26 protein-coding genes and 1 tRNA gene are annotated in these 25,602 nt (G+C 53.7%); 16 read left to right on the forward strand and 11 right to left on the reverse strand.

Features of this window, described 5'->3' with window-relative positions; genetic code table 11:
• Window positions 1-19 precede the first annotated feature (19 nt).
• A complete protein-coding gene (locus tag J9253_RS03725) occupies window positions 20-1,024 on the reverse strand; it encodes an IS481 family transposase (protein ID WP_210223363.1) in 1,005 nt (334 codons plus the stop codon).
• A 169-nt stretch (window positions 1,025-1,193) separates the two neighbouring features.
• Here J9253_RS03725 and J9253_RS03730 point away from each other — a divergent pair, with 169 nt between their 5' ends.
• Window positions 1,194-1,448: a UPF0175 family protein gene (locus tag J9253_RS03730; RefSeq protein ID WP_210223364.1), complete on the forward strand. Its 255-nt coding sequence runs from the start codon at window positions 1,194-1,196 to the stop codon at window positions 1,446-1,448.
• Window positions 1,448-1,924: a DUF3368 domain-containing protein gene (locus tag J9253_RS03735; RefSeq protein WP_210223365.1), complete on the forward strand. Its 477-nt coding sequence runs from the start codon at window positions 1,448-1,450 to the stop codon at window positions 1,922-1,924. Before J9253_RS03730 ends, J9253_RS03735 begins: the two co-directional genes overlap by 1 nt.
• On the opposite strand, the gene J9253_RS03740 is transcribed toward J9253_RS03735, so the two are convergent.
• Window positions 1,921-2,259 carry a XisI protein gene (locus J9253_RS03740; RefSeq protein ID WP_210223366.1) on the reverse strand — a complete coding sequence of 113 codons (339 nt, stop codon included), beginning with the start codon at window positions 2,257-2,259 and terminating at the stop codon, window positions 1,921-1,923. The genes J9253_RS03735 and J9253_RS03740 overlap by 4 nt on opposite strands.
• The gene (locus J9253_RS03745; protein WP_210223367.1) at window positions 2,244-2,591 is read right to left on the reverse strand and encodes an element excision factor XisH family protein; all 348 of its coding nucleotides are present in this window, start codon (window positions 2,589-2,591) and stop codon (window positions 2,244-2,246) included. The genes J9253_RS03740 and J9253_RS03745 overlap by 16 nt, the downstream gene beginning before the upstream one ends.
• Window positions 2,592-2,831: 240 nt before the next feature.
• Here J9253_RS03745 and J9253_RS03750 point away from each other — a divergent pair, with 240 nt between their 5' ends.
• On the forward strand, window positions 2,832-3,080 hold the full coding sequence (locus J9253_RS03750; RefSeq protein WP_210223368.1) for a hypothetical protein: 249 nt from the start codon (window positions 2,832-2,834) through the stop codon (window positions 3,078-3,080).
• Between the two features lie 187 nt (window positions 3,081-3,267).
• Here J9253_RS03750 and J9253_RS03755 read toward each other — a convergent pair whose 3' ends face one another.
• The 6 genes from J9253_RS03755 to trxB are packed head-to-tail and all read right to left on the reverse strand — an operon-like array spanning window position 3,268 to window position 7,876.
• Window positions 3,268-3,852 carry a Uma2 family endonuclease gene (locus J9253_RS03755; RefSeq protein WP_210223369.1) on the reverse strand — a complete coding sequence of 195 codons (585 nt, stop codon included), beginning with the start codon at window positions 3,850-3,852 and terminating at the stop codon, window positions 3,268-3,270.
• Between the two features lie 21 nt (window positions 3,853-3,873).
• On the reverse strand, window positions 3,874-4,566 hold the full coding sequence (gene queC, locus J9253_RS03760) for a 7-cyano-7-deazaguanine synthase QueC (protein WP_210223370.1): 693 nt from the start codon (window positions 4,564-4,566) through the stop codon (window positions 3,874-3,876).
• On the reverse strand, window positions 4,563-5,444 hold the full coding sequence (locus tag J9253_RS03765; protein ID WP_210223371.1) for an AAA family ATPase: 882 nt from the start codon (window positions 5,442-5,444) through the stop codon (window positions 4,563-4,565). Before J9253_RS03765 ends, queC begins: the two co-directional genes overlap by 4 nt.
• A gap of 33 nt (window positions 5,445-5,477) precedes the next feature.
• Window positions 5,478-6,131 carry a YceH family protein gene (locus tag J9253_RS03770; protein WP_210223372.1) on the reverse strand — a complete coding sequence of 218 codons (654 nt, stop codon included), beginning with the start codon at window positions 6,129-6,131 and terminating at the stop codon, window positions 5,478-5,480.
• Window positions 6,132-6,154: 23 nt separating this feature from the next.
• On the reverse strand, window positions 6,155-6,904 hold the full coding sequence (aat, locus tag J9253_RS03775) for a leucyl/phenylalanyl-tRNA--protein transferase (RefSeq protein ID WP_210223373.1): 750 nt from the start codon (window positions 6,902-6,904) through the stop codon (window positions 6,155-6,157).
• A gap of 9 nt (window positions 6,905-6,913) precedes the next feature.
• Complete coding sequence (gene trxB / locus J9253_RS03780) at window positions 6,914-7,876, reverse strand: thioredoxin-disulfide reductase (protein WP_210223374.1); 963 nt, start codon at window positions 7,874-7,876, stop codon at window positions 6,914-6,916.
• Between the two features lie 116 nt (window positions 7,877-7,992).
• Here trxB and J9253_RS03785 point away from each other — a divergent pair, with 116 nt between their 5' ends.
• The 13 genes from J9253_RS03785 to tilS all read left to right on the forward strand — a co-directional run bounded on the left by J9253_RS03785 (window position 7,993) and on the right by tilS (window position 23,431).
• Window positions 7,993-10,542 carry an FtsK/SpoIIIE family DNA translocase gene (locus tag J9253_RS03785; RefSeq protein ID WP_210223375.1) on the forward strand — a complete coding sequence of 850 codons (2,550 nt, stop codon included), beginning with the start codon at window positions 7,993-7,995 and terminating at the stop codon, window positions 10,540-10,542.
• Window positions 10,543-10,559: 17 nt separating this feature from the next.
• Window positions 10,560-11,195, forward strand: coding sequence for an outer membrane lipoprotein chaperone LolA (gene lolA, locus J9253_RS03790; RefSeq protein ID WP_210223376.1), 636 nt, complete (start codon window positions 10,560-10,562; stop codon window positions 11,193-11,195).
• A gap of 17 nt (window positions 11,196-11,212) precedes the next feature.
• The gene (locus tag J9253_RS03795; protein ID WP_210224529.1) at window positions 11,213-12,469 is read left to right on the forward strand and encodes a replication-associated recombination protein A; all 1,257 of its coding nucleotides are present in this window, start codon (window positions 11,213-11,215) and stop codon (window positions 12,467-12,469) included.
• A 207-nt stretch (window positions 12,470-12,676) separates the two neighbouring features.
• Window positions 12,677-13,723, forward strand: coding sequence for a recombinase RecA (gene recA / locus J9253_RS03800; protein ID WP_210223377.1), 1,047 nt, complete (start codon window positions 12,677-12,679; stop codon window positions 13,721-13,723).
• Complete coding sequence (locus tag J9253_RS03805; protein WP_210223378.1) at window positions 13,723-14,163, forward strand: regulatory protein RecX; 441 nt, start codon at window positions 13,723-13,725, stop codon at window positions 14,161-14,163. The genes recA and J9253_RS03805 overlap by 1 nt, the downstream gene beginning before the upstream one ends.
• The gene (alaS, locus tag J9253_RS03810) at window positions 14,160-16,772 is read left to right on the forward strand and encodes an alanine--tRNA ligase (protein ID WP_210223379.1); all 2,613 of its coding nucleotides are present in this window, start codon (window positions 14,160-14,162) and stop codon (window positions 16,770-16,772) included. The genes J9253_RS03805 and alaS overlap by 4 nt, the downstream gene beginning before the upstream one ends.
• Window positions 16,773-16,805: 33 nt before the next feature.
• Window positions 16,806-18,038 carry an aspartate kinase gene (locus tag J9253_RS03815; protein WP_210223380.1) on the forward strand — a complete coding sequence of 411 codons (1,233 nt, stop codon included), beginning with the start codon at window positions 16,806-16,808 and terminating at the stop codon, window positions 18,036-18,038.
• Window positions 18,039-18,312: 274 nt separating this feature from the next.
• Window positions 18,313-18,513, forward strand: coding sequence for a carbon storage regulator CsrA (gene csrA / locus J9253_RS03820; RefSeq protein WP_210223381.1), 201 nt, complete (start codon window positions 18,313-18,315; stop codon window positions 18,511-18,513).
• A gap of 53 nt (window positions 18,514-18,566) precedes the next feature.
• Window positions 18,567-18,657, forward strand: a tRNA-Ser gene (locus J9253_RS03825).
• Between the two features lie 79 nt (window positions 18,658-18,736).
• A complete protein-coding gene (locus J9253_RS03830; RefSeq protein WP_210223382.1) occupies window positions 18,737-20,371 on the forward strand; it encodes an NAD(P)/FAD-dependent oxidoreductase in 1,635 nt (544 codons plus the stop codon).
• The gene (locus tag J9253_RS03835) at window positions 20,340-21,110 is read left to right on the forward strand and encodes a ferredoxin--NADP reductase (RefSeq protein ID WP_210223383.1); all 771 of its coding nucleotides are present in this window, start codon (window positions 20,340-20,342) and stop codon (window positions 21,108-21,110) included. Before J9253_RS03830 ends, J9253_RS03835 begins: the two co-directional genes overlap by 32 nt.
• A gap of 71 nt (window positions 21,111-21,181) precedes the next feature.
• Window positions 21,182-22,135 (forward strand): acetyl-CoA carboxylase carboxyltransferase subunit alpha, encoded by a 954-nt coding sequence (locus J9253_RS03840; protein WP_028487855.1) that lies wholly within the window; start codon window positions 21,182-21,184, stop codon window positions 22,133-22,135.
• Window positions 22,136-22,144: 9 nt separating this feature from the next.
• The gene (tilS, locus tag J9253_RS03845; protein WP_210223384.1) at window positions 22,145-23,431 is read left to right on the forward strand and encodes a tRNA lysidine(34) synthetase TilS; all 1,287 of its coding nucleotides are present in this window, start codon (window positions 22,145-22,147) and stop codon (window positions 23,429-23,431) included.
• Here tilS and vapC read toward each other — a convergent pair.
• Together vapC and J9253_RS03855 are read right to left on the reverse strand one after the other, a co-directional pair.
• On the reverse strand, window positions 23,366-23,740 hold the full coding sequence (gene vapC / locus J9253_RS03850; protein WP_210223385.1) for a type II toxin-antitoxin system tRNA(fMet)-specific endonuclease VapC: 375 nt from the start codon (window positions 23,738-23,740) through the stop codon (window positions 23,366-23,368). The two genes, tilS and vapC, sit on opposite strands and share 66 nt — an antisense overlap.
• 323 nt (window positions 23,741-24,063) lie before the next feature.
• A protein-coding gene (locus J9253_RS03855; RefSeq protein WP_228291401.1) for an ISNCY family transposase occupies window positions 24,064-25,537 on the reverse strand; the annotation gives its coding sequence in 2 pieces (ribosomal slippage) (window positions 24,064-25,075 and window positions 25,074-25,537; 1,476 coding nt in all).
• Window positions 25,538-25,602 lie beyond the last annotated feature (65 nt).

Below are 25,602 nucleotides of genomic sequence, written 5' to 3' on the forward strand. Positions count from 1 at the left end.
ACCAGTATTAACATGACATTTAGCCAAATGTGGTTTTAATTGTAGCACAATAAATGTCAAGTCCCGATAGATCATATATTTTCTTTTTGAATAAATCTGGCTTCTTTTTCTGCCATTCCTTGAGTGCTTGAATAGGGGTTTTGTATCCCAGTGCTTTCTGGGGAATGCAGTGATTGTAGAGCCGTTCATAATGTTTGATCGCGTCAGCCAATTCATTGGATGAGGCGAAACGGGTGGTTTGCAACCAGTCGCTGATACGTCCGTTGAAGCGTTCTACCATGCCGTTGGTTTGGGGGTGGCGTGGCTTGGTGAGGCGGTGTTCAGCCTTGATGCGCTCACAGGCTTTGTCGAATTTATGCTTGCCTGTGGGGTCACGTTCCCCTTTACGGGTAAAGCGGTCGGTGAATTCCTTCCCATTGTCGGTCAGCACGTATTGCACCTTGATGGGGAAGCGCTGCTCTACTTTACCCAAAAAATCCGCTGTACTGGCAGCCGCTTTGTCGGGGTAAATGGCAAGGCACACCATACGACTGGCACGGTCGATGGCGACATACAGGTATTGGTGTTCCTTTTCGTCGGGCATCTTCGGCAAGTATTTGATGTCAATATGGATATAGCCGGGTTCGTAGTCCTTGAACACCTTTTTCGGTGGCGGCTCCTCGCCATACAGTTCCCGCTTCATTACCGCCAGGTTGGCGATCCCATGGCGACGCAGGCAGCGGTCTATACCCGAACGGCTGGCGGCGGCATTGATATATTCTTTGGTGATGTGGGTCAGGTCATCCAGCGACAACAGTAGGGTCTTGCGTAGCTCCACCACCAACCACTCCTGTGCCTCTGTCAGCGTGGTGTGCAGCGTATCGGGACGGTGCGATTTGTCGGTCATCTCCTCACGATTCTGCCATTTGCGGATCGTCAGGCGGCTGACATTGTATTGCTTCGCCAGCGCTGTTTGCGTGAGCGGCGATGCCTTGATTTCACTGCGTAACTTCGGGGTTGTCCGTGCTTCGGGATGCAGTTTCATGTACGCTTTGCCTTGTAGCCATGGGTGGATAAGATGCCTTCAAGGATAGCCCGTGCTTTGAATAATGGGTAGCTCCTTGAGGGAATATGATCCCATGGGACATGACAAATAAAGCAAATACGTACTGTGTGTGTTACCCTAAGAGCGAACAAAAGCAGGAAAATCTACTATGCAAATCACGTTAGATATTCCCGATCAATACCTTATCGACCAATCCCCCGAAGAATTCGGCAAACGCATCAAGTTGTACGCTGCGTTGATGATGTTCCAAGAGGGTAGCCTGTCGGCGGGTGCTGCATCTGAGTTTGCAGGTGTTGATCGCTTTACCTTCATCGCTGAATGCCAGAAACGCAACATTCCGCTGGTTGATTTCTCACCGGAAGAATTGGATGCAGAACTCGAAGACCTGCGGAAGATTGCCTGATGCTGATTATTGCCGATTCATCCGCACTGGTCGCGCTCGCTGAATGCGATATGTTGCACTTGTTGGACGTGCTGTTTCAGGAAGTTCGTGTTCCGCGCCCTGTGTTTGAGGAATGCACATTTCCCGGCAAACCACATGCCAGCCGTTTGGCTGCATACCTCGCCGATAAAACCATCGACATTGATCTTTCGTCTTATATCTTTTCGATCAATGGCTTGGGACGGGGCGAACTGCACGCAATGGCACTTTACCGCTACTTACACGCCGATAGATTTCTGGTTGACGACCAACGTGCAAAGAAAGTTGCCAATCTGAACGGGATAAGCACTATTGGCAGCGTTGGTATTTTGCTACGCGCTAAGGAAAGGGGCTTGATTCCAACCATCAAACCACACGTTGCAGCTATCCAGCGTTCCGGTGTGTATTTGAGTGATCGGGTAGTGAAACATGCGTTGGAGTTAGCGGGCGAAGACTAGACCACCACAGCAAATCCTGTGTATTGCCTTACCGAAGGATGCCTGAATCCTAAAACAATATCCGCAGTAGGAATTCCCGCATCCGCCAACTCATTGGCAACTCCATATTCTGTGCCGTCGTACTGCACCCAAATCTTACCATCAATCAACTGGACATGAATAACCGCGCCTTGCAAATAATCATCCCCACGCCAACCCGCTTGCAATAAAACGTAATTGCCATGTTCATCATCAAAACTAACACTGGATTTGATAACATCATCTGCGGAATCGTATTTGAGGTATTCCAGCAGGATTTTTTTGATGATTTCAGGGTAATTCAATTCGGTAGCCATTGTGTGATGACCTCGCTTTCAGGATCAAATACCAGAACTTTAATAACCTTACCATCTAGTAATATCTGACCAATTTCAACAGAGAAAATATTATTCGCTACTCGTTTGCTAACAGCCAGAAACAATTCCCGATCAGGCTCGGTTTGCAGCATGATTTGTTTATACAGAACGTATTGCCCAATAGCCTGTTCCAAATCGTTGACATCGGACGCGCCCGTAAAGCTCTTGATCTCAACCGCAATTCGGCGTGTGCCTTTTTCTGCACTGAGGAGCATTTCTTTGCTGCAACCATCATTACGTTGAACATAGCACGGCTGACAAACCGTCGCCATCCCGATTGAAACGCTTTGAGGCGAACATGCTACGATTACCTAATTGCTTCATGCTGGAACACACCATGCAAATCACGTTAGACATTCCCGATCAATACCTTCATCGCCGGATGCCAGCAGCACAACATCCCGCTGGTTGATTTCGCACCGGAAGAGCTGGACGCGGAACTGGAAGATTTACGGCGAATACAGTAATGTGAGGAAGATCGTTACTGTATCCACTCCACAGGAGCAACAGCCATGTACACCTTATACAAACTCAATCCGGCTGACTTTAACGAAAATTTCCTGCAAGCCTTGCAACTGCTTTTCAGTGGAAAAACCATTGAAGTTTCTGTGCGTGAGGTGGATGCCGCCAATGAATCTACCGATATATGGCAAGCGATCCAGCGTTTCCGCCAGAGTATGAACCCGACAGATTACCCTGATAATGAAGACATTTTTGCCAATGTCCGCGACCGCCCGACAGGGCGAGAGGTAGCATTGTGAGTATCCGCTATTTATTGGATACCAATATCCTGTCGGAGCCGACTTGAAACATACTTTCAAGACCTACTACTTTCTGGCTTGATCATTCTGCCCTACACGCAAGCAGCAGCGGAATGGCACGCCACAGAACGGGTTCGCTTAATAGCAATGGGACAATCGCCCGCATTTGCCGATGGCATGATTGCAGCTACCGCTTATCAGCATGGTCTGATTCTAGTAACCCGTAATGTGGATCAAACTGCCGCACCCCCCAGCTACCATCCTCCAAGCGCACCAGCATATCCACTTGCACTTTGTCCTGCGCCACAACCAAATAAGCTTGTAAGGAGGCAATACTCTGATATGCCAAGGACTTTTCCATATAGTCTTTACGGATAGTCGAGTCAGAGGCAACTTCAACAATAAAACACGGTTTTTCCAAATAGTATTCATCAACCTCATCGTCTGCCGAGCAACTCACCACCACATCAGGGTAATAATAGGTTTTGTACTTCGACACCCGCACCTTTACGTCGGAGAAAAACACCTTAGAACGTTGGGCGCGGACTTTGACATCAGAGGCATTAACCTTGCAAGGTGTGCCGCGCGTGAGCGGGCGCAACAGTGAGGTGATATTAATGGCAATATCGTTATGCCGTAGCGAAGTACCCGCCATCGCATACACTACGCCATCCACGTATTCATGGCGTACTTCCGCGATTTTCTCACCCTCCAGATAATCCTGTTCGGTGATGTACGCAGTATTTTCGGACGTGTTTTTTATTGCCAGCATGGTGTCGTTCCGCTTGCTACCTTAGGCTTGATCATAGTGCCGCAATAACGGATCAGCAATGCCAGCTTCCGCAAAGCCTTTGGCGCGAAGCTGGCAGGAGTCGCATTGCCCGCACGGTTTGCCGTCAGCAGCGGGGTCATAGCAACTGCTGGTGAGGCTATAGTCTACACCCAGTTCCAGACCCTTGCGGATGATGTCGGCTTTGCTCATCTGGATCAGCGGGGAATGGATGCTGAGTTTATTGCCTTCGACGCCGGTTTTGGTGGCGAGGTTGGCCATGGTTTCAAACGCGGCGATGAATGCCGGGCGGCAGTCGGGGTAGCCGGAATAGTCGAGCGCGTTGATGCCGAGGAAGATGTGTTGCGCTTCCAGCACTTCTGCCCAGCCCAGCGCGAACGAGAGGAAAATGGTGTTGCGGGCAGGTACGTAGGTGACGGGAATGCTGGTTTCCATCGTGGCGGTATCGCGGCCTTTGGGTACGTCGATGTCGGCAGTGAGGGCTGAGCCGCCGAAAGCGCGAAGGTTGATGTCGGCGATGACATGTTCCTTGACCTGCATGGCTTGCGCTACCCGTTGCGCGGATTCGAGTTCGACGCTGTGGCGCTGCCCGTAACGGAATGAGAGCGCGTAAGGTTCATAGCCTTGTGCTTTGGCAATGGCGAGGACGGTGGTGGAATCGAGTCCGCCACTGAGAAGGATGACTGCTTTGTTCATGACAATATCTCCCATACCAACCGATCAAACCCTAATGCGACCACAGCCAAACAGCGCAACCGCTGCGGTTCGTGGTATTTGTCGGCTAGTACTTGCGGGTAATGCCGTAATTGCTCGCTTGCTACCTGTAAAGCCGATTGTACCGCTGGAATAGTGCGGGATTCCTCCCGGCTTTGCGCCCGGACTTGCTCGCCTGTCAGATTGAGGTCAGTCAGCGACAGGTATTTGAATTCCATCACTATATCCAGTAGCGCGTACTGGCGCATGTTCGGGCGCACGATCAGGGTCAGGTCGCTATAACGCCGTTCCAGCGCGGTTTCTGAATCCATGGGACATGACACATCGAGGATGTCAGCAATGACTGCCTTACCCTGTGGCAAATTGGCGATGTAACGGATTTTGTTGGCATCCATCGCCAGATTGCCGTCGAGGATTTGGTCGGGTGCAACGCAATATTCCTGATAATGGCGCAAGTAGTAAAAGCATAAGGTCGGGTTGTAAACCTTGGGCTGTGCGATGTCGCTGCAAAAACGGTAGCCATTGTAAAACACCCGTAATGTTTCCAGCGTGGTGGCTGTGCTGTCATTGGGTTGTTGACAGGCTGCGGTGATTGTTGTGACCAGTTCCGTTAATTCCGTGCTCGTAACCCCACATAAGCCGTTGAATTTAGGGGTGAGGTAAATAGCAGTACGGCTTATGTCATAGTAATTCGCCAGAGTGGATAACAACAGCGACTTCCCAAAACGGCGCGGGCGCAGGAACACCAGTTGTTTGCCTGCTGCTTCCAGCGCGGGAATGTGCTGAGTGCGGTCGAGGTATAAGTGCCCGTCGGTGCGAATGGCGTGAAAATCACTGTTGCCGTAGGGGAAAGTAATCATGGTGTTACTGCCAAGCTAAGGAATGCTGCCATTTTAGCATAATTGGCTTTCCAGCGACGCCAGCCGCTGCTCCAGATCGGCTACCCGCGCTTCCAGTTGGGCGTAATAGTCTTGACGTGCCGTACCGCTATGGTTGGTGCTAGGGCTTGCGGGTTCGGTGGTTTGCAATTCATCCAGCGTTTCTGTGCCGAGGGTGTGAAAATAGCGGTCTTCACGCCGTCCGCCACCTGCGGGTAAACGCACTACCATGGGTTTGGCATCTGCCATCCACGCTTCCAGTATCTCGCGGATTTCGTCGGTGCTGGCAAAGTCTGCCATGCGGTCAGTGCGTGTTTTGATTTCGTTCAAAGTTTGCGGGCGACGCAGTAATAGCACGCAAAGGATCGCTTGCTGTTTGCGGTTTAGTTTCAGGCGACGTTCGACCTGATGTTCGACCCGCTGGGCGCGTTCGCTGTACTGGATCGCTGTCCAACCGCCTTCCACCAAGACTTTGGCGGTGTGCCCGACGACGCCTTCGGTCAAATTCATCACAGGTTCGCGGCTGCTTTTCTGGTTGCAGGCATTGGTCAGGGAGTTGAAAGTCAGTGGGTAGCTGGCGGGTGTGGTGAGTTGTTTTTCCATCAGGCAACCGAGAATGCGGAGTTCTTCGGCGCTGAAAGGTGGTCTGGGTTGTTCATCGTCAAACATGTTAAAGCCCTTTGTGGTTGTGTTTAGGTGGGTTGTGGTTGCCAGTTTGAGAGGTCGGCATGAGGGTCTGCTTCCCAGCGTGGCGGCGGGGGAACGTGCAGGTTTTCCTGTAAAATCTGGTGGTAGGCACGCCGGGAAATGTTTTCTGCGCCCATACTCATCAGGTGCGGGTTTTCGATCTGGCAGTCGATGACGGCGAATCCCCAATATTGCAGATGCCAAGCCAACGCCACCATGGCGATTTTGGAGGTATCCGGTTCGCGGCTGAACATGGATTCGCCACTGAATACCCCGCCGGTTGCCACGCCGTACAAGCCGCCGACGAGTTCGCCCGCCGGGTTCCACACTTCCACCGAATGCGCAATGTCATGGGCGTGCAGCATACAGTAGGCGGTGTGCATTTCGTGGGTAATCCACGTTTCGGCGGTGTACGCACGCGGTGCGGCGCACGCATCCACCACTTCCGCGAAACGGGTGTCAAAGGTGATGCGATAGCCCTTGTTGCGCAAGGATTTACGCAAGCTTCGAGTGATGCGGATGTGTTCGGGAAATAGCACAGTGCGTGGGTCAGGCGACCACCAGTAAATCGGCTCACGCGGACCAAACCACGGGAAAATGCCGGAACGATAGGCATTCTTGAGACGGGCGATGCTTAGATCGCCGCCGACTGCCAGTAAACCGTTGGGTTCTTCCCACGCAATTTCCACGGGCGGGAAGGGTTCTTCCGACCACGTGGGGTTGAGTAATGTCAGGCTAAGGGATCGTGGTAACACGCCGCTCCTTTATTGGGTTTTGGCCAGTTGATCCAGGTATTTTTCAGCATCCAGTGCTGCCATACAACCTGTCCCGGCAGAAGTGATGGCTTGGCGATAAACATGATCCATTACGTCGCCTGCTGCAAATACCCCTGCAATACTGGTCTGGGTGGCGTTGCCTTCTGCGCCGCTGTTGACCTTGATATAACCGCCTTTCATCTCCAGTTGCCCGTCAAAGATGCCAGTGTTGGGCTTGTGGCCGATGGCGACGAAAATGCCATGTACATCAACGTCTTGTGTTTCGTTGGTCTGGGTATTCTTGATACGCATCCCGGTGACGCCGGTTTTGTCGCCCAGCACTTCTTCCAGGGTATTGTTCCACATCAGTTTGACTTTGCCTTCTTCAGCTTTTTCAAACAAGTGTTTTTGCAGGATTTTTTCGGAACGTAGTTCATCACGGCGATGCACCAGAATCACTTCGGAAGCGATATTGGCGAGGTAAAGCGCTTCTTCCACAGCGGTATTGCCACCACCGATGACGGCAACTTTCTGATTGCGGTAGAAAAACCCATCGCAGGTGGCGCAGGCTGAAACCCCTTTGCCCTTGAATTTTTCCTCAGATTCCAAACCCAGATACATGGCGGATGCACCAGTGGCTATAATCAGAGCGTCGCAGGTATATTGCCCGCTGTCACCATTTAGCGTAAACGGACGGTTTTTCAGGTCTACACTATTAATTTGGTCGAAGATGATTTCGGTGTCGAAACGTTCGGCGTGTTTTTGCATCCGCTCCATCAGTTGCGGCCCCATAACACCCGCGTCATCGCCGGGCCAGTTGTCGACTTCGGTGGTCGTCATCAACTGTCCGCCTTGTTGCATACCTGTAACGAGAACCGGGTTGAGGTTGGCGCGGGCAGCATAAACGGCGGCTGTATAGCCAGCCGGGCCTGAACCGAGGATGAGTAAACGGCAATGTTTCGTCGTGTTCATGTATAATTCCCTAATTTCCGAATCGGGTAATGCTATGTGACATACCGTGCCGGGTAAAGTAGTAATCGGAAAAACAATCCCTATAATATTGGGATCAAACAGACAGGGATATTGGTTTGGCTAAGGTTATTCTCAATCAGAAAAAGCGCCTGGGCTTGCAACAGGCAAGTGTCATCATCTTTATGGGCATCGCGGCGGTTATTCTGCTGGCGTTGCTTTCCTACAACCCGGCTGATCCGGGGCCGTTTCATGATAATGGCAATCACGTAGGGGCTTGCAAAAATTTGGCAGGTTGTAAGGGTGGCTGGCTGGCAGATTTCTTGCTGGGTCTGCTGGGCTATCTGGCCTATGCCTTGCCAGTGGTCTTGGTGGTGATGGGCTTGACGGCGTTCCGCATTGGTCCGCACATGAAAAACCCCAATAACCCGGTAGGTGGGATCAACGATATTATCACCAGCGTCGGTGCTTTGTTTACCCTGCTGGCGGGTGCTGGCTTGGCGCATCTGCTGTTTGAACCATACCCTCAGGGCATTGGCGGCGGGGTACTGGGTCAGGCAGTGGCACGTTTGTTTATGGGTTCGTTTCTGGGGTTTTTCGGGTCAGTCCTGTTTTTGCTGTCGCTGTTTCTGGGCAGCATTACCTTGGTGGCAGACATTTCCTGGGCAAAAGTGACGGAAAAAGTTGGTGACTGGATGTTGACCTTGTTCAACAAGTTACAGGGACTTGAAATGCCTGACAGCGTTTCCAGTACTACCAGTGGCGGGATATTCGGGCATGTCTCCAATGCCATGAGCCGTGGCAAAGGCTATTTGCAAGGCAGTTCCGGGACACTGGACAAAGCCAGTAGCTGGATGAACCGTACCGTGGGTGGCGTCGGCGATGTATTCGGTGGCAAGCAAGGGGAGCCGGAATTTGACGGGGTGGATGTCACTGACTTACATGCCCCCAGAACTGCCAAGTCGTTGCCACTGGGCACGCCGGATTTTGATGAATTATCCCGTGGCAAACAAAGCGTTACCGGCACGGTAGCCTCCCCGTTTGCGGAGGCAAGCCCCCCCGCTGTCGGGCAGGTTCCCGATGTTCCCGATATTCAGAATATTCAGGATGAGGCTGAACGTCCCCCTGTGGACTTGCGTGTGCCACCCATCCGTAAAGTCAAAGGCAAGACGCTGTTGCCGCCCATGAGCCTGTTGAACCCACCACCGAAGGAGCGGGTTACGCAGCCTAAAGAGCGTTTGAACGAGCTAGCAGACAAGCTGGTGGAGGCTCTGGGGCATTACGGCGTGCGTGATGTCAAAGTCGTGGCGCGTGACCCTGGCCCGGTGATTACCCGTTTTGAGCTGGAATTGCCGGACGGTACGAAGGCTTCCAAGATTTCCGGTCTGGCCTCTGATCTGGCGCGGAACATGTGCGTTTCCAGTGTGCGTGTGGTGGAAGTTATTCCGGGGCGACCGACGATTGGGGTGGAAGTGCCCAATGATGCCCGTGATGTGGTGTTTATGAGCGAAATGCTGGCCTCGCAGGTTTACAAGAAAAACCATTCGCCGCTGACGCTGGCACTGGGCAAGGATATTGCTGGGCATCCGATTGTGGCAGATCTTGGGCGTATGCCGCATTTGCTGGTCGCCGGTACAACAGGTTCGGGCAAATCGGTATTCATCAACGCGGTATTGATGAGCCTGCTGTACAAGGCCACGCCGGACGACGTGCGCATGATCATGATCGACCCGAAAATGCTGGAATTAAGCAGCTACGAGGATATTCCGCATCTGCTAGCGCCGGTTGTGACTGACATGAAGCACGCAGCCAATGCTCTGCGCTGGTGCGTGGCTGAAATGGAGCGGCGCTACCTGTTGATGTCCAAGCTCAAGGTGCGCAACATTGCCGGTTTCAATGAAAAAATCCGTGAAGCGCAAGAGCGGGGTGAAGTAATCCTCGACCCCTTGTTTGACCCGCTGACCAGTGTGGATGGCCATCCGCAGCCATTGAAGCCATTACCTTACATCGTGGTGATCGTGGATGAATTCGCCGACATGATGATGGTGGTCGGCAAAAAGGTGGAAGAGCTGATTGCGCGTCTTGCACAAAAGGCGCGGGCTTCTGGCATTCACTTGATTTTGGCGACACAGCGGCCTTCGGTGGATGTCATTACGGGCTTGATCAAGGCCAATATCCCGACGCGAATTGCCTTCCAAGTTTCCACCAAGATAGACTCGCGCACCATTCTGGATCAGGGCGGGGCGGATCAGTTGCTGGGTTACGGTGATATGTTGTACATGCCGCCGGGTACGTCGTTGCCGCAACGGGTACACGGTGCACTGGTGACTGACCGCGAAGTGGAAGATGTTGCCAATTACCTCAAGCTACAAGGGGAACCGGACTACATCCTGGATGTCTTAGCTGATACAACGTCTGCGTCTGATGCCATACCCGGCTTGGAGCCGCTGGCGGAACGGGAAGGTGAATCAGATCCGCTGTATGACGAAGCAGTGGCGGTGGTTATCGAATCCCGACGTGCGTCGATCTCTTATCTGCAACGCCGCCTCAAAGTGGGCTATAACCGGGCGGCACGGATGATAGAGGACATGGAAAGCGCAGGTGTGGTCAGCCCGGTGTTGAGCAATGGCTCCCGCGACGTGCTGGTTTCTGCCCCTGCAAAGGATTGAAATACATGAGGTTAACGATGAAAATAAGTTTTACCAAAACACTGGCAGTCGTCGTGGCAATGGGCTTGATGAGCACGAGTGCATGGGCAGGGGGACGTGAAAAGCTGGATGAGTTTTTCACCAAAGTAACGACTATGCAGTCGGCCTTTACCCAGCAAGTGGTGGATGACAAAGGTGCCTTGCGCCAATCATCCAGCGGTAATGTGTTCCTGTCGCGCCCCGGCAAATTCCGCTGGGAATATGCCGCACCCGATAAACACGAGATCGTGGCCGATGGTAAAAACGTTTGGATTTACGATGTGGAATTGGATCAGGTCACGGTCAAACCAATGACTCAAGCGCTGTCATCCGCACCTGTCGGGATGCTGACCCAGAAGCAACCGGTCGATAAGCAATTCAACGTGCAGGAAATGGAAGCCGAAGGCAGTGCGCTGGAGTGGTTCCGCTTGACACCGAAGAAAAAAGACTCTGATTTCACCAGTATGGATTTGGGCATCAGCGCCACAGGTGTTGAGGAAATGATCCTCGGTGACAAGTTTGGTCAGCAGACTTACATCAAGTTCCAAGGGTTGCGCACGGACATTAATATCGACGCTAGCCGCTTCAATTTCACGCCACCCAAAGGGGCAGACGTGATCGGCAAGGCTTCTTGATCCCACTCGCAGAACGTATGCGCCCGGCGTTGCTCGATGAGTACGCCGGGCAGCTTCACCTGCTCGCTGTCGGCAAACCGCTGCGGCGAGCCATCGAAGAATCCCGCCCACACTCGATGCTCTTCTGGGGGCCACCCGGAACCGGCAAAACCACTTTGGCGCGTTTGATTACCCATTACTGGGAAGCTGAATTCCTTACCTTGTCGGCAGTATTGGCGGGGGTAAAGGAAATCCGGGCGGCGGTGGAGGTGGCGCGTCAAAATCGCGATCAGTTTGGCAGTAAAACCGTGCTGTTCGTCGATGAAGTCCACCGCTTCAACAAGGCGCAGCAGGATGCTTTCTTGCCGCATATCGAAGACGGCACGCTGCTGTTTATTGGTGCGACCACCGAAAATCCTTCCTTTGAACTGAATAACGCGCTGTTGTCGCGGGTGCGTACCTACGTGCTGCGGGCGCTGGCGGTGGATGACATTACGGCAGTGTTGCAACGCGCTTTGCAGGACACAGCGAAGGGGCTGGGGGATTTGCACGTACAAGCCAGTGAGGGTGTGTTGGAAGCGCTGGCGGCGGCGGCTGATGGTGATGCACGTCGGGCGATGAACTGGCTGGAAATTGCGGCGGATTTGGCGGAAGACACTTCGGCAGGTTTGCAGATTACCGATGCCACGGTGAAGGAAGTGGTGGCGGAATCGTTGCGGCGTTTCGATAAGGGTGGCGACCTGTTTTACGAGCAGATTTCAGCCTTGCACAAGTCGGTGCGCGGCACTGACCCGGATGCGGCTTTGTATTGGCTTTGTCGGATGTTGGATGGTGGTTGTGACCCGCTGTACATTGCGCGGCGTGTGGTGCGTATGGCGAGTGAGGATATTGGCAATGCTGATCCACGTGGCTTGCAACTGGCGCTGAATGCGTGGGATGCGTTTGAACGGTTGGGTAGCCCGGAAGGTGAGTTGATGATTGCGCAGGCGGTGGTGTATCTGGCGTGTGCGCCCAAGAGCAATGCGGTGTATACGGCGTACAAGCTGGCGCGGGCGGATGCGCAGCAGTCGGGTTCGTTGGATGTGCCGATGCATTTGCGTAATGCCCCAACCAAGCTGATGAAAGCGCTGGATTACGGCAAGGGTTATCGTTATGCGCACGATGAAAAAGATGCGGTTGCCGTGGGGGAGACTTATTTCCCGGATGCGCTGAAGGGGCGGCGTTATTACGAGCCAGTGGAACGCGGGTTGGAGATCAAGATTCGCGAGAAGCTGGGGGCGTTGCGGCGGGGGTGAGAGTGGTGCACAAAGGTACTCCTCAGAAGCAGCGGTAAACAGCAATCTGTGGCCAATGTTTAAGTATGTCGCTGATTCCAGCATAAATGCGCTGGTTTCATCTTGCGGCATTGGCTTGCTGCTATCCATTATGGAATAATCCTCGCTTTCAGCATGTTCTCCCGGCTTGTTAATCGGGAGTGGATTGAAACATAAAGGAGTGTCCGAATGGACGAGAACAAAAAGAAAGCCTTAGCCGCCGCCTTAGGTCAGATTGAGCGCCAATACGGTAAGGGCGCTGTGATGCGCATGGGTGATTCCAGCGCCTCCCGTGATATTGAATCGATTTCCACCGGGTCATTGGGTCTGGATATTGCCCTAGGTATCGGTGGTTTGCCCAAAGGCCGTGTGGTCGAAATTTACGGCCCGGAATCTTCCGGCAAAACCACGCTGACCCTGCAAGTGATTGCCGAATGCCAAAAGCTCGGCGGTACAGCCGCATTCGTGGATGCGGAACACGCCCTTGACCCGATTTACGCGCAAAAACTCGGCGTAAACGTGGATGACCTGCTGGTTTCTCAGCCGGATAATGGTGAGCAAGCGTTGGAAATTACCGATATGCTGGTGCGTTCCGGCGCAGTTGACATTGTAGTGGTGGACTCGGTAGCGGCTTTGACCCCGAAAGCTGAAATCGAAGGCGATATGGGCGACTCACACGTTGGCTTACAAGCGCGTCTGATGTCACAAGCCTTGAGAAAATTGACCGGGAACATCAAGCGTTCCAATACCATGGTGATTTTCATCAACCAGATTCGGATGAAAATCGGTGTTATGTTTGGCAACCCGGAAACCACCACCGGCGGTAATGCGCTGAAATTCTACGCTTCGGTACGTCTCGACATTCGCCGCATTGGTGCGATCAAGAAGGGCGACGAAATCACCGGTTCTGAAACCCGCGTGAAAGTGGTCAAGAACAAGGTGGCGCCACCGTTTAAGCAAGCTGAGTTTGAAATCCTCTACGGTGAAGGCATTTCCCGCGAAGGCGAATTGGTTGATTTGGGTGCTAAACAAGGACTGATTGGCAAAGCAGGTGCATGGTACAGTTATAAAGGTGATAAAATTGGCCAAGGTAAGGACAATGCGCGTAATTACCTGAAAGAACACCCGGCCGCTGCGGCTGAAATTGAAAAAGCGATCCGCGAAGCCGCATTTAGTACGCCCGATTTTGCCCCCTCTGCTGTTGAAGAATCGGATGTAGAGGACGACGAGGTATAATGGCTGACGAGCGGGGCTGTGAAGCGGTTGCGGTGCGATTGTTGGCACAACGTGAGCATTCCCGTTATGAGCTGGCGCAAAAAGTGCGCCAGCGCTGCGAGTGTGATCAGGCGAGCTTGGATCAGGTGTTGGATAAATTGCAGGACATGGGGTATCTGGATGATGCCCGTTATGCGGCTGCATTCATCCGTTCATCCATTTCAAGAGGGCGTGGGGCGCAGCGAATTAGCTATGAATTACGTGAGCAGGGCGTGGATAATGCCATTGCTTCACAAGCATTGGCGGAAGCCGATGTGGATTGGCATGTGCTGGCCAGTGAACAGCGCGAGAAAAAATTTGGCAGGGAAATCCCTGCGGATTACAAGGAACGCGCCCGGCAGTCTCGATTTCTCGCCGGGCGCGGTTTTTATACCGATGCGATTAAAGCTGCTTTCCAATGAATACTGCTGAACTCAGACAACAATTTCTCGATTTTTTTGCCAGCAAAGGCCATGAAATCGTCCCGTCCAGCTCTTTAGTGCCGGGCAATGACCCGACCTTGCTGTTTACCAACGCGGGCATGGTGCAATTCAAGGATGTGTTCCTTGGCATGGATAAACGCAGCTATCACCGCGCTACCACGTCGCAGCGCTGTGTGCGGGCGGGCGGTAAGCACAACGATCTGGAAAACGTCGGTTATACCGCGCGTCACCACACGTTTTTTGAAATGCTGGGTAATTTCAGTTTCGGTGACTATTTCAAGGAAGACGCTATCAAGTATGCGTGGGAATTCCTGACTGAAACCCTGAAGTTACCTAAGGGCAAGCTGTGGGTCACGGTGTATGCCGATGATGATGAAGCCTACACTATCTGGGCGCAGCAGATTGGTGTGCCTGCCGACCGCATTACCCGTATCGGTGATAATAAGGGGGCAGCTTATGCGTCCGATAATTTCTGGCAAATGGGCGATACCGGGCCGTGTGGACCTTGCACCGAGATTTTCTATGACCACGGTGAGCATATTTGGGGTGGCCCACCGGGAACGCCAGAGGAAGATGGCGACCGTTACATCGAAATCTGGAATCTGGTGTTCATGCAATACGAGCGCACCAAAGATGGCACGATGATTCCATTGCCCAAGCCTTCCGTCGATACTGGCATGGGCATGGAGCGGTTGGCAGCGGTGATGCAGGGCGTACACAGCAACTACGAAATCGACCTGTTCCAAACCTTGCTGAGCAAAGGGTTGTCCCTCGCGAAAAATGCTGATGCGAATAACCCGTCGTTGAAAGTGATTGCTGACCACATCCGCTCTTGCTCTTTCCTGATTGTCGATGGCGTGTTGCCGTCGAATGAAGGGCGTGGCTATGTCTTGCGCCGCATTATTCGCCGCGCTATCCGTCATGGCTATAAGCTGGGGATGGAAGCGCCATTTTTCCACAAGCTGGTACAGCCGCTGGTGGATGAAATGGGCACGGCTTACCCTGAACTCGCCAAAGCCCAGCCTCAAGTTGAACAAGCGCTGGAAAAAGAAGAACGCCGTTTCGCCGAGACGCTGGAACAGGGCATGAAGATTCTGGAAGACGCCATTGCGGGGATGTCAGGTGATACGATTGATGGCGAAACCGTTTTCAAGCTCTATGATACTTACGGCTTCCCCGTAGATTTAACAGGCGATATTGCCCGCGAGCGTAACCTCAAGCTCGACGAAGCAGGCTTCGAGACAGCGATGAACGCGCAACGTGAGCGTGCGCGTGCGGCAGGCAAATTCGGTGCCGACTACGGCGACAAGCTGGATGTCAGTGGCGAAACTGCTTTCCACGGCTACGGCACTTTGACGGAAACCGCTAGTATTACCGCACTGTTCTCGCAAGGTACTGCTATTGAGTGTTTGCAGGAAGGCGCTGAAGGTCAGATCGTGTTGGATCACACCCCATTTTACGCGGAATCTGGCGGTCAGGTGGGCGATTCCGGGGTTTTGCATACCGATACGGCGGTCTTCCGGGTTGCAGATACGCGCAAGCAGGGCAAAACCTTCATCCACACCGGCAAGGTGGAATTCGGCGAACTGTCCGTCGGTACAGCGGTCGTGGCGGAAGTCGATGCCGAACGTCGTCAGGCCATTATCCTCAACCATTCCGCGACCCACTTGATGCACGCTGCGTTACGCGAAGTGCTGGGCGAGCATGTTGAGCAAAAAGGTTCGCAAGTGACGCCTGAGCGCCTGCGTTTCGACTTTTCCCAGCCGGATGCCGTTACACCAGAGCAGCTGGCCGCTGTTGAAGCCATTGTTAACCGCGAAATCCGCAGCAATGCCGCAACCTTGGCACAAGTCATGAGCATGGAAGACGCCAAAAAATCCGGCGCCATGGCGCTGTTTGGAGAGAAATACGGCGATGAAGTGCGGGTGCTGAAAATCGGTTTCTCTACGGAATTGTGTGGTGGTTGCCACGTCAATCGTACTGGCGATATTGGTCTGTTCAAAATCATCAGTGAAGGTGGTGTGGCAGCAGGTGTTCGGCGTATCGAAGCGGTAACAGGTGCTAACGCGCTGGCATGGTTTGGCGATGTCACCAACCGTCTGGATAGCGTTGCCCGCTTGCTGAAGTCCAACCCTGTCGAAGTGACTGACAAGCTCGACGCTATGCTGCAAAAGAACCGCGCACTGGAAAAAGAGCTGGAGCAACTCAAAGGCAAAATGGCTTCCCAAGCCGGTTCTGGCCTGGCTGACCAAGCGGTGGACATCGGCGGGATACGGGTGCTGGCAGCAAACCTCGAAGGTGCTGACCCTAAATCCTTGCGTGACACGGTTGACCAGTTGAAAAACAAGCTGGGTAAAGCAGTCGTTATTCTGGCGGCTGTTGCCGATGGCAAAGTCAGTTTGGTCGCCGGTGTCACCAAAGACGAAACCGCCAAAGTCAAAGCAGGCGAGTTACTCGGCTTTGTTGCTGGGCAAATCGGTGGCAAGGGCGGCGGTCGCCCGGACATGGCACAAGGTGGCGGCACTGACGTGGCAGCATTACCAGCAGCACTGGCAGCAGTCGCTGGCTGGGTTAGCGAGCGGGTTTAATTTTTGAAGTGTTTTGAAGGTAAACAGTAAACAATGGCACTGATCGTACAGAAATACGGCGGCACATCCGTAGGCTCACCCGAACGCATCGCGGCGGTGGCAGAGCGGGTGATTCGCTGGCGACAAAAGGGCAATGATGTCATCGTGGTGGTTTCCGCGATGTCGGGCGAAACCAATAAACTGGTGGCGCTGATCAATGCCGTCAATCCACAAGGTTCCGAGCGCGAAAAAGACGCGATTCTCTCCACGGGCGAACAAGTCACGATTGGCCTGTTGGCGATGGCGCTAGAAAAGCAAGGTCAGCCAGCCCGTTCCTACACTGGGGCGCAGGTTCGCATCCTGACGGATGAGGCGCACACCAAGGCACGTATCCGTGATATTGATGCTGAACCCATCCGCAAGGATCTGGCGGCAGGCAAAGTCGTGGTCGTAGCCGGTTTTCAGGGTGTGACGGCAGATGGCAGCATTACGACCTTAGGGCGCGGCGGTTCCGATACCACTGGTGTGGCGCTGGCGGTTGCTCTCAAAGCAGACGAATGCCAGATTTACACCGATGTGGACGGCGTGTATACCACCGACCCACGTGTTGAACCTAAAGCCCGCCACATCCCGCGCCTGACGCTGGAAGAAATGTTGGAAATGGCTAGCCAAGGTTCCAAAGTGCTGCAAATTCGTTCGGTCGAATTTGCCTACAAATATGATATGCCTATCCGCGTGCTATCCAGTTTTGATGAATTTGATCAAGGCAACAGCACGCTGGTCACTCGTGAGGAAGATGTAATGGAAGAAGTATCCGTCCGTGGTATTGCGTTTAACCGCGACGAAGCCCAATTGACTGTCACGGGCGTGCCTGATCGCCCCGGTGTGGCTTACCAGATTCTGGGGCCGATCTCCGATGCCAATATCGAAGTGGACATGATCGTGCAGAACATTGGCTCTGACGCGACCACTGATTTCACCTTTACGATTCACAAGAACGATTACGCCAAAGCGCGTGACATCCTCTGCAAGACCGGTAAAGCCTTGGGTGCAAAGCAATGTACTGGTGATGAAAATATTGCCAAAGTGGCGATTGTCGGGGCAGGGATGCGCTCCCATGCCGGGGTCGCCAGCAAAATGTTTAAAACATTAGCAGATGAAGGCATCAATATCCGTATGATTTCCACCTCTGAAATCAAAGTTGCAGTGGTGGTGGATGAGAAATACCTGGAATTGGCGGTACGTGTCTTGCACGACGCATTTGGCTTGGCTCAAGCAACGGCCTGATTCTGAAATCGACAATAAATTGTTGGGGAAAAACCCACTGTGACAGTTTTGTGCAGTGGGTTTTTTTTGTCTAAACATGAAGGGGTTAGGTGGCTTTTTTAATGCTTGTTGTGTAAATCATACATTGGTAAAAATACCACTGCTGGTTGAATAGTTAAGCCTCAGTTAAGTGCTGATATGGGATTGTTGGTGCTACCAACAACTATCGGTGATGCTTTAGGGGTATCACGGGGCTTTTGGGCACATAAATGCAGCAATATGGAGATTATGCGATATGTTGATTCTGACACGGAGGGTGGGAGAAACTCTCATGATTGGGGATAATATCAGCGTTACGGTATTAGGGGTTAAAGGCAATCAGGTACGTTTAGGTATTAATGCACCTAAAGATGTTGCCGTACACCGCGAAGAAATCTTTGAACGCATCCGTCATGAACAAATTGAAGCGGTTGCTATCGAAGAAAATATAAATTAGAGCTTTACGTTAGACCTTTTTGAAGGTATCCTTCGCGCCTTCATTGAAGATTTGGAGAGTTGGCCGAGTGGCCGAAGGCGCTCCCCTGCTAAGGGAGTATGGGTCAAAAGCCCATCGAGGGTTCGAATCCCTCACTCTCCGCCATATTTTAAAAAGCCCTGACAGGTTAAGTTCTGTGAGGGCTTTTTTGTATTACTTTATGCCATTTTACTGATCAAGCCCCATGATACGTATTACCGACTTGCGTCTACCCCTAGAATACCCTGCCGATTCCCTATCTACTGCCATTGCGGAACGCTTAGGCATTACGATTGCTGAGTTGCTGGATTTTAACGTATTCAAACGGGGTTACGATGCCCGCAAGCGCGATGCCATCGTGTTGGTCTACACCATTGACGTGACGGTGCAGGATGAGGTGGCGCTTCTGGTGACATTCTCTGCTGACCCGCACATCAAGCTTGCCCCCGATACTACTTACCGTTTTGTCGCACATCTGCAAGAAGCACCCGATTTGCGTCCGGTGATCGTGGGTTTTGGCCCGTGTGGGTTAATGGCAGGCTTGGTACTGGCACAAATGGGTTTCCGCCCAATCATTCTGGAACGTGGTAAAAAAGTCCGCGAACGCACCAAGGATACTTGGGGGCTATGGCGCAAAAACCAGCTAAACCCCGAATCCAACGTGCAATTTGGTGAAGGTGGCGCCGGTACTTTTTCCGACGGCAAGCTCTACAGCCAGATCAAAGATCCTAAGCATTACGGGCGCAAGGTGCTGACTGAATTCGTCAAAGCCGGTGCGCCAGAAGAAATCCTCTACGTTAGCAAGCCGCACATCGGTACTTTCCGTCTGGTCAAAATGGTGGAAAATATGCGTGCCCAGATCGAAGCACTGGGTGGCGAAATCCGTTTCCAGCAGCAAGTAACCGATGTGCTGATCGAAGATGGGCATCTACGTGGGGTGATGTTGGCAACGGGTGAACAAATCCGCACCGATCACGTTATTCTCGCGCTGGGGCACAGTGCGCGGGATACGTTCCAGATGCTGCATGAGCGCGGTGTGTTCATGGAACAGAAGCCATTTTCGCTCGGTTTCCGCATTGAACACCCACAAACCCTGATTGATCAGGCGCGTTTCGGCAAACATGCGGGCAATGAATTGCTGGGCGCGGCAGATTACAAGCTGGTACACCACGCCAAAAATGGACGCGATGTGTACAGTTTCTGCATGTGTCCGGGCGGGCAAGTTGTGGCGGCGGCTTCCGAGCCGGGGCGGGTGGTCACCAATGGTATGAGCCAATATTCCCGCGCCGAACGTAATGCCAATGCAGGGATTGTGGTCGGCATCACCCCGAAAGATTACCCCGGTAATCCGCTAGCGGGCATCGAATTCCAGCGTCAATGGGAATCGCGTGCTTACGAACTCGGCGGCGGCAATTACGAAGCGCCGGGGCAGTTAGTGGGCGATTTCATCAAAGGCATTGCGTCAACGCAACTGGGTTCGGTGGAACCTTCCTACCAACCCGGCGTACACCTCACCGATCTGGCGACCAGCCTACCGAAATATGCGATTGAAGCCATCCGTGAAGCACTGCCTGCTTTTGAGCGTCAAATCAAAGGTTTCTCGATGTATGATGCCGTGTTGACTGGGGTGGAAACCCGCACCTCCTCACCGTTGCGTATCACTCGTGGCGAAGACCTGCAAAGCCTAAACGTTAAAGGGCTTTTTCCGGCTGGCGAAGGCGCGGGGTATGCTGGGGGTATTCTCTCGGCAGGCGTGGATGGCATTCGCGTCGCCGAGGCATTGGCTACCCAATTAACGGAGGCAAATCATGACCGGAATTATCCGCACAAGCTGGCATAACGCTGAGGTATTAAGCAATCAGCGTTGGACCGAGCGCCTGCTAACCTTACGCATTAAAACCGAGCCTTTGCCGTTCATCGCCGGACAGTTTGTGACCTTGCGCTTGCCCATCACCACGGATGGTAATACCGAGCTGGTGGCAAAATCCTATTCCCTGATCAATGCGCCTGAGGAGGCGGTGCTGGAAGTTTTCTACAATATCGTTCCCAATGGCAAACTTTCCAACGCTCTGGCTGGCTTGCAGGCGGGCGATAGTCTGGAAATTTCTCAGCCAGCCAAAGGCTTTTTTGTGCTGGATGAAATCCCTAAAGTGCCTAATTTGTGGATGATTGCCACGGGAACCGGCCTTGGCCCCTACCTCTCGATCCTCAAAACTGCCCAGCCGTGGGAACGTTTCCAGAAAATCGTGCTGGTGCATGGCGTGCCGTTGGTCAACGAACTGGCGTATCCCGACTTGATTCAAGGCTTGCTGGCCGAGCACCCGCAACAGTTCCATTTCATCTCTTGCGTCACCCGCGAAGCTAACCCGGAAGGCTTGGAAGGGCGTATTACCACCAACCTTGAATCCGGTGCACTTGAACAGGCCGCAGGCACTCACATCAGTGCGGAAGACACGCACGTTATGCTGTGCGGCAACCACAATATGCTGAATGACATGAAAGAATTACTAGCAAAACGCGGGATGCAACGTCATTTGCGTCACAAGCCGGGTCATATCACCACGGAACAGTATTTTTAGAGTCGTAATCTGTTGGCAAGCACTGTAAAATCAGCCGCTTCTATTGTATGGGTGACGGACAAGCAACGAATATGAACCCGGAATTTCTTGATTTCGAACAGCCTATCGCCGAGTTACAGGCGAAAATTGAAGAACTGCGTTACGTGGGTGACGCGGAAATTAACTTGAGCGAAGAAATTGGCAAGCTGGAAGAAAAAGCCGCTTCGCTGACCCGCTCCATTTTTTCCAAACTGACACCCCGTCAGATTTCCCAGCTTGCGCGTCACCCTAAACGTCCGTACACGCTCGACTTGATCCGCTATTTGTTTACGGATTTCAAGGAGCTGCATGGCGACCGTGCCTTTGCTGATGACAAAGCCATTATCGGTGGTATGGCACGTTTTCGCGGTCAAGCGGTGATGGTGATCGGTCATCAAAAAGGCCGTGACACCAACGAAAACATCAAACGCAATTTCGGAATGCCGCGTCCGGAAGGCTACCGCAAAGCTTTGCGCTTGATGCACATGGCCGAAAAATTCCACCTGCCGGTGATCACGTTCATCGACACACCGGGCGCATACCCCGGCATTGGTGCGGAAGAGCGCGGTCAAAGCGAAGCCATCGCCCGTAATCTTTACGAAATGGCGAAATTGCGTACCCCGATCATTTGCACGGTAGTAGGCGAAGGTGGCTCCGGTGGCGCGTTGGCGATTGGTGTCGGCGACCGCGTGATGATGTTGCAATATGCCACTTACTCGGTTATTTCCCCAGAAGGTTGCGCTTCAATCCTCTGGAAAAGTGCTGAAAAAGCGGCAGATGCGGCAGATGCGATGGGCATTACTGCCGACCGTCTCAAATCGCTTGGCCTGATTGAGCAGATTATTCCTGAGCCATTGGGGGGTGCGCACCGTGACATGGAAGCCGCTGCCCAACACATTGGCGAGGCACTGGAAACCAATCTGCGCACCCTGAATGCCACGAATATCGACAAGCTGCTCGACAAACGTTACCAGCGCATTATGGCATTCGGGCAGTTCGAGGAGTAAGGAGGGCGTATGTCATGCGCCCCGACGGATCACCTGTTACGCTTTTTCCAGCAACACCCTGCCACGGAATACCTGATAGGTTTCAGTGGCGGGGTGGATTCGCACGTATTACTTCATGCTTGCGCTAGTCTGCGCGGGCAATATCCCCACCTGTGTTTTCGCGCCCTGCACATTGATCATGGTTTGCAGGCAGTGTCGGCTGCGTGGGCGGAACATTGCCGTGCGGTGTGTACGGCACTTGGGATTCCCCTGCATAGTGAAACCTTGCAACTGGTGATTCCGGCGGGGGCAAGTCTGGAAGCGGTGGCGCGGACTGCGCGTTATGCAGCCTTCAGCCAGCACTTGCAGCCCGGTGAAATCGTGCTGACCGCGCATCACCAGAATGATCAGGCTGAAACCTTGTTGCTGCATCTGGTACGCGGCAGTGGGGTGGATGGGCTGGCGGCAATGCCGGAGATCCGCCCGTTTGCGCAAGGTGTATTGGGGCGACCCTTGTTGGCTTGTAGTCGTGCGGAACTGAGCGCGTATGCCAAACAGCATAAGCTGAATGTCATTGATGACCCCAGCAATCAGGACAGCCGTTTCGACCGCAATTTCCTGCGCCATCAGGTGGTACCCGTGCTCGAACAGCGTTGGCCTGCACTGGGTAAAACGTTAGCGCGGGCAGCGCGTTTGCAGGGGGAAAACCGTCAGTTACTGGAAGGCTTTTTGCGCGAAAAACTGCCGAGTATGCACGGCAGTAAGCCCGGTACTTTGTCGGTTAGCCAGTTGCTGGCAGAGGATGCCGTGATGCAAAAAGCCTTGCTGCGAGAATGGCTGGCACAGCGCGGTTTCCGTTTGCCGGAAGAAAAAAAGTTGCTGCAAGTGCTGCATGACGTGTTGCACTGCCGCCCGGACGCGACGCCTTGCGTACAGTGGGAAGGCTGCGAAATCCGCCGTTACCGCGATGATGTGTATGCTATGCCGCCATTGTCGGTGCACGACCCGAAGCAGGTATTGGTGTGGAATACCCGCGAGCCGTTATTTATTGCCTCGTTGGGGCGTACTTTGGTGGCGGAGTCGGGGTATCCTGAAACCGTGACGGTGCGCTTTCGGCAAGGTGGTGAAAGCGTGTATCTGTCGCAGCGGGGTGGGCATCATGCGCTTAAGCATCTGTTTCAGGAATGGGGTGTTCCACCGTGGGAGCGGGAGCGCTTGCCGTTGGTGTTTGTGGGGGAGCTGTTGATCGGCTTACACCCAAGTTTCGAGTTTCAGGCCGATAATCCGTTCAAAGTGCCGCGTATTGTTGGTGACTAGAATCATGCCTTGACTGAGGGCATGGCTGCCGATTTGCATATCCATACCGCCGATGGGTGTGCCACTTCGTTCCAATTGGGTGCGAACGCGGGAATAGTGATCGGCTGCCTCTTTATCCCAATCCAATACATCCAAATGCGCGACGAAATTTTCGATAATGGGGCGATTGACCCGTTCTGAGGATGAGCGTTCCACACCGTATAGCAGTTCTGCGTATGTGATTACAGATATACAGAGTTGTTCCATTTTTAGAGTGCGGAAACGCTCGGCAACGTGCGCTGGGCGGTTTTTGATCAGATTGCGCGGCAAACCCCGTCCTTCAGGTCGGGGAGGATAGCGCGGGTGGCGAAGCCGCCCTATGTTCGGTAGTTTTGTCTGATAATCCGCGCAGTTTAACGCAGAATACCCACTCAAGCCGCTCTTTTTTAGCTAGTGTCTGACCGAAAAAGCCTTCCTGCCGCCACGAGTGCCCAATTTTAGTCCATGCAGCCGTTTTCCCCGCCACCTTCTGGCAAGCACGAGGGTAAAACGCTGGGTTTCAAGGCATGGCTGGCAGCGCAGGCTTGCCTTCGGTGCAGGGGCTGCCCTGCCTTCCCGGCATTTTCCCTCATCGGTCGGCGTTGTGGGGTGGTTCAGGCGGCTTGGCGCTGTCGTCGGCGTTCATCCTTCTGCAAGGCCTCCAACGCCCTGGCCTGTAAAATGGCCCCGACCTTTTGCAGGTTCCTGCCCACCACCGCCAGTGCCACATAGCGCTTGAAGCGTTCCAGCCCCCGGTCGGGGCAATAGTCCAGCCCATGGACTTCCAGTGCGTTGATGCCGGATTCCACCGCTGAGTGCTGGCGTCTGGCCTGGACAAACGCCGGGTCGGTTTCACGGGCAGTGTCCGCCTGGCTCCAGCGGCCCTTTTTCGGCAACACCACCCGGTCGAGCAGTTCGGCCAGTTCGCGCTGGTTGGCCGGTGAGTGGAACCCCTTGTCAAAGCTGCACGCGCTCAGGGAGGGGAACAGCGCTTTGGCTTGCTTAACCATGGTCACGGCAATCTCACTGTCGGGGCAGTGTTGCATCACTTGGTGGTGGAGGATGAAGCCGTCAGCCGATTCCATCACGCACACGTTCAGGCCCAGCTCCACCGGCACACCGGCTTTGCCCTTGCTGAGCCATTCGCTGTAATCCTCGAAGAGGGAGAAGATCTTGTCGCCGTGGGGGATGGTTTCCCCGTCCAGCACCCGCCGCCGCACCAGGTCAACCTGATGCCACCCGTACCCCAGCCAGCGCTGGAGGTCGTTGCCCGACCGGCTGTCCAGCAGGCTGAGGGGCAGGTCAGCCACCGTTTCCTCCACTTTCGACAACAGCGCGGCGCACAGGCCCAGGTAGGTGTGGTGGGCGTCACGGATGGCCTGTTGCCGGGTGGCCTGCTTGTCCGGGTCTTGGGAGCTGGAGTGCTTGAGCTTCTGCGCATGACGGCAGGCTTTCTTCACCTGGCGGAGATTGTACTGCCATTGCCGCCAGCGGCTGTCGCCGTGCCCTTCACACCAATCGGCCACCGTGCGCACCGAACAACGCACCGCGTCGTACAACAGGTTGATGTCGGTCGGGTAGTGGATGTTGCTTTCCACCACGAAGGAGTCACAACGGGCGCTCAGCGGCGCGGCTTTTTTTTAGCAGCTTGTGACCGGCCTCCACCACCAACTGGTTGATGCGTTGCAGGCTGGCTTCGTCCACCAGAGCGGCGTTGTCCTTGACCGTTTGCAGCTTGTACTCATCGTCATCATCCCAGAAACCATGCCCCAGCATCTGACGGATGCTGCGGTGCTGGTTCGCCATCTCCAGCAGCCGGTCATAGTCCCAGTTCAGGTTCACCCGCAATGTCGCCAGCACCAGCGCATTCCACAGATCCATGCCGGGGCGTCCACGGCTGGCGTCCACCTCCGCCGGAACCCGCTTTTCCAGCACCGCAAACACCGCCTCACGCAGTTCGTCTGTCACATAAATGTATTGCAGCCCTTGCAACACCTGCGGGATGTCGTCCCGCGAACGTGGGTTGAAGGTCAGCCTGCCGATGTCAGCGTGACCCAGGCGAAGTTGGCGGGCGATCACTTCACGCATCGTGTGTCTCCTGCGAAGTTTGGCGGATGGATGCCCTATTTTGCCCTATTTTGGGCGCTTTTGCA

Origin of the sequence: Thiothrix litoralis (assembly GCF_017901135.1) — a bacterium.
Lineage (GTDB): Bacteria > Pseudomonadota > Gammaproteobacteria > Thiotrichales > Thiotrichaceae > Thiothrix > Thiothrix litoralis.

Coding starts and splice junctions, on each gene's coding strand:
- trxB (WP_210223374.1), bottom strand. CDS start 7,876: ATGAACACGACGAAACATTGCCGTTTACTCATCCTCGGTTCAGGCCCG.
- J9253_RS03730 (WP_210223364.1), top strand. CDS start 1,194: ATGCAAATCACGTTAGATATTCCCGATCAATACCTTATCGACCAATCC.
- csrA (WP_210223381.1), top strand. CDS start 18,313: ATGTTGATTCTGACACGGAGGGTGGGAGAAACTCTCATGATTGGGGAT.
- queC (WP_210223370.1), bottom strand. CDS start 4,566: ATGAACAAAGCAGTCATCCTTCTCAGTGGCGGACTCGATTCCACCACC.
- J9253_RS03830 (WP_210223382.1), top strand. CDS start 18,737: ATGATACGTATTACCGACTTGCGTCTACCCCTAGAATACCCTGCCGAT.
- lolA (WP_210223376.1), top strand. CDS start 10,560: ATGAAAATAAGTTTTACCAAAACACTGGCAGTCGTCGTGGCAATGGGC.
- J9253_RS03835 (WP_210223383.1), top strand. CDS start 20,340: ATGACCGGAATTATCCGCACAAGCTGGCATAACGCTGAGGTATTAAGC.
- recA (WP_210223377.1), top strand. CDS start 12,677: ATGGACGAGAACAAAAAGAAAGCCTTAGCCGCCGCCTTAGGTCAGATT.
- alaS (WP_210223379.1), top strand. CDS start 14,160: ATGAATACTGCTGAACTCAGACAACAATTTCTCGATTTTTTTGCCAGC.
- J9253_RS03840 (WP_028487855.1), top strand. CDS start 21,182: ATGAACCCGGAATTTCTTGATTTCGAACAGCCTATCGCCGAGTTACAG.
- J9253_RS03815 (WP_210223380.1), top strand. CDS start 16,806: ATGGCACTGATCGTACAGAAATACGGCGGCACATCCGTAGGCTCACCC.
- J9253_RS03735 (WP_210223365.1), top strand. CDS start 1,448: ATGCTGATTATTGCCGATTCATCCGCACTGGTCGCGCTCGCTGAATGC.
- J9253_RS03755 (WP_210223369.1), bottom strand. CDS start 3,852: ATGCTGGCAATAAAAAACACGTCCGAAAATACTGCGTACATCACCGAA.
- tilS (WP_210223384.1), top strand. CDS start 22,145: ATGTCATGCGCCCCGACGGATCACCTGTTACGCTTTTTCCAGCAACAC.
- J9253_RS03805 (WP_210223378.1), top strand. CDS start 13,723: ATGGCTGACGAGCGGGGCTGTGAAGCGGTTGCGGTGCGATTGTTGGCA.
- J9253_RS03740 (WP_210223366.1), bottom strand. CDS start 2,259: ATGGCTACCGAATTGAATTACCCTGAAATCATCAAAAAAATCCTGCTG.
- J9253_RS03725 (WP_210223363.1), bottom strand. CDS start 1,024: ATGAAACTGCATCCCGAAGCACGGACAACCCCGAAGTTACGCAGTGAA.
- J9253_RS03795 (WP_210224529.1), top strand. CDS start 11,213: ATGCGCCCGGCGTTGCTCGATGAGTACGCCGGGCAGCTTCACCTGCTC.
- J9253_RS03750 (WP_210223368.1), top strand. CDS start 2,832: ATGTACACCTTATACAAACTCAATCCGGCTGACTTTAACGAAAATTTC.
- J9253_RS03745 (WP_210223367.1), bottom strand. CDS start 2,591: ATGGCGACGGTTTGTCAGCCGTGCTATGTTCAACGTAATGATGGTTGC.
- J9253_RS03770 (WP_210223372.1), bottom strand. CDS start 6,131: ATGTTTGACGATGAACAACCCAGACCACCTTTCAGCGCCGAAGAACTC.
- J9253_RS03765 (WP_210223371.1), bottom strand. CDS start 5,444: ATGATTACTTTCCCCTACGGCAACAGTGATTTTCACGCCATTCGCACC.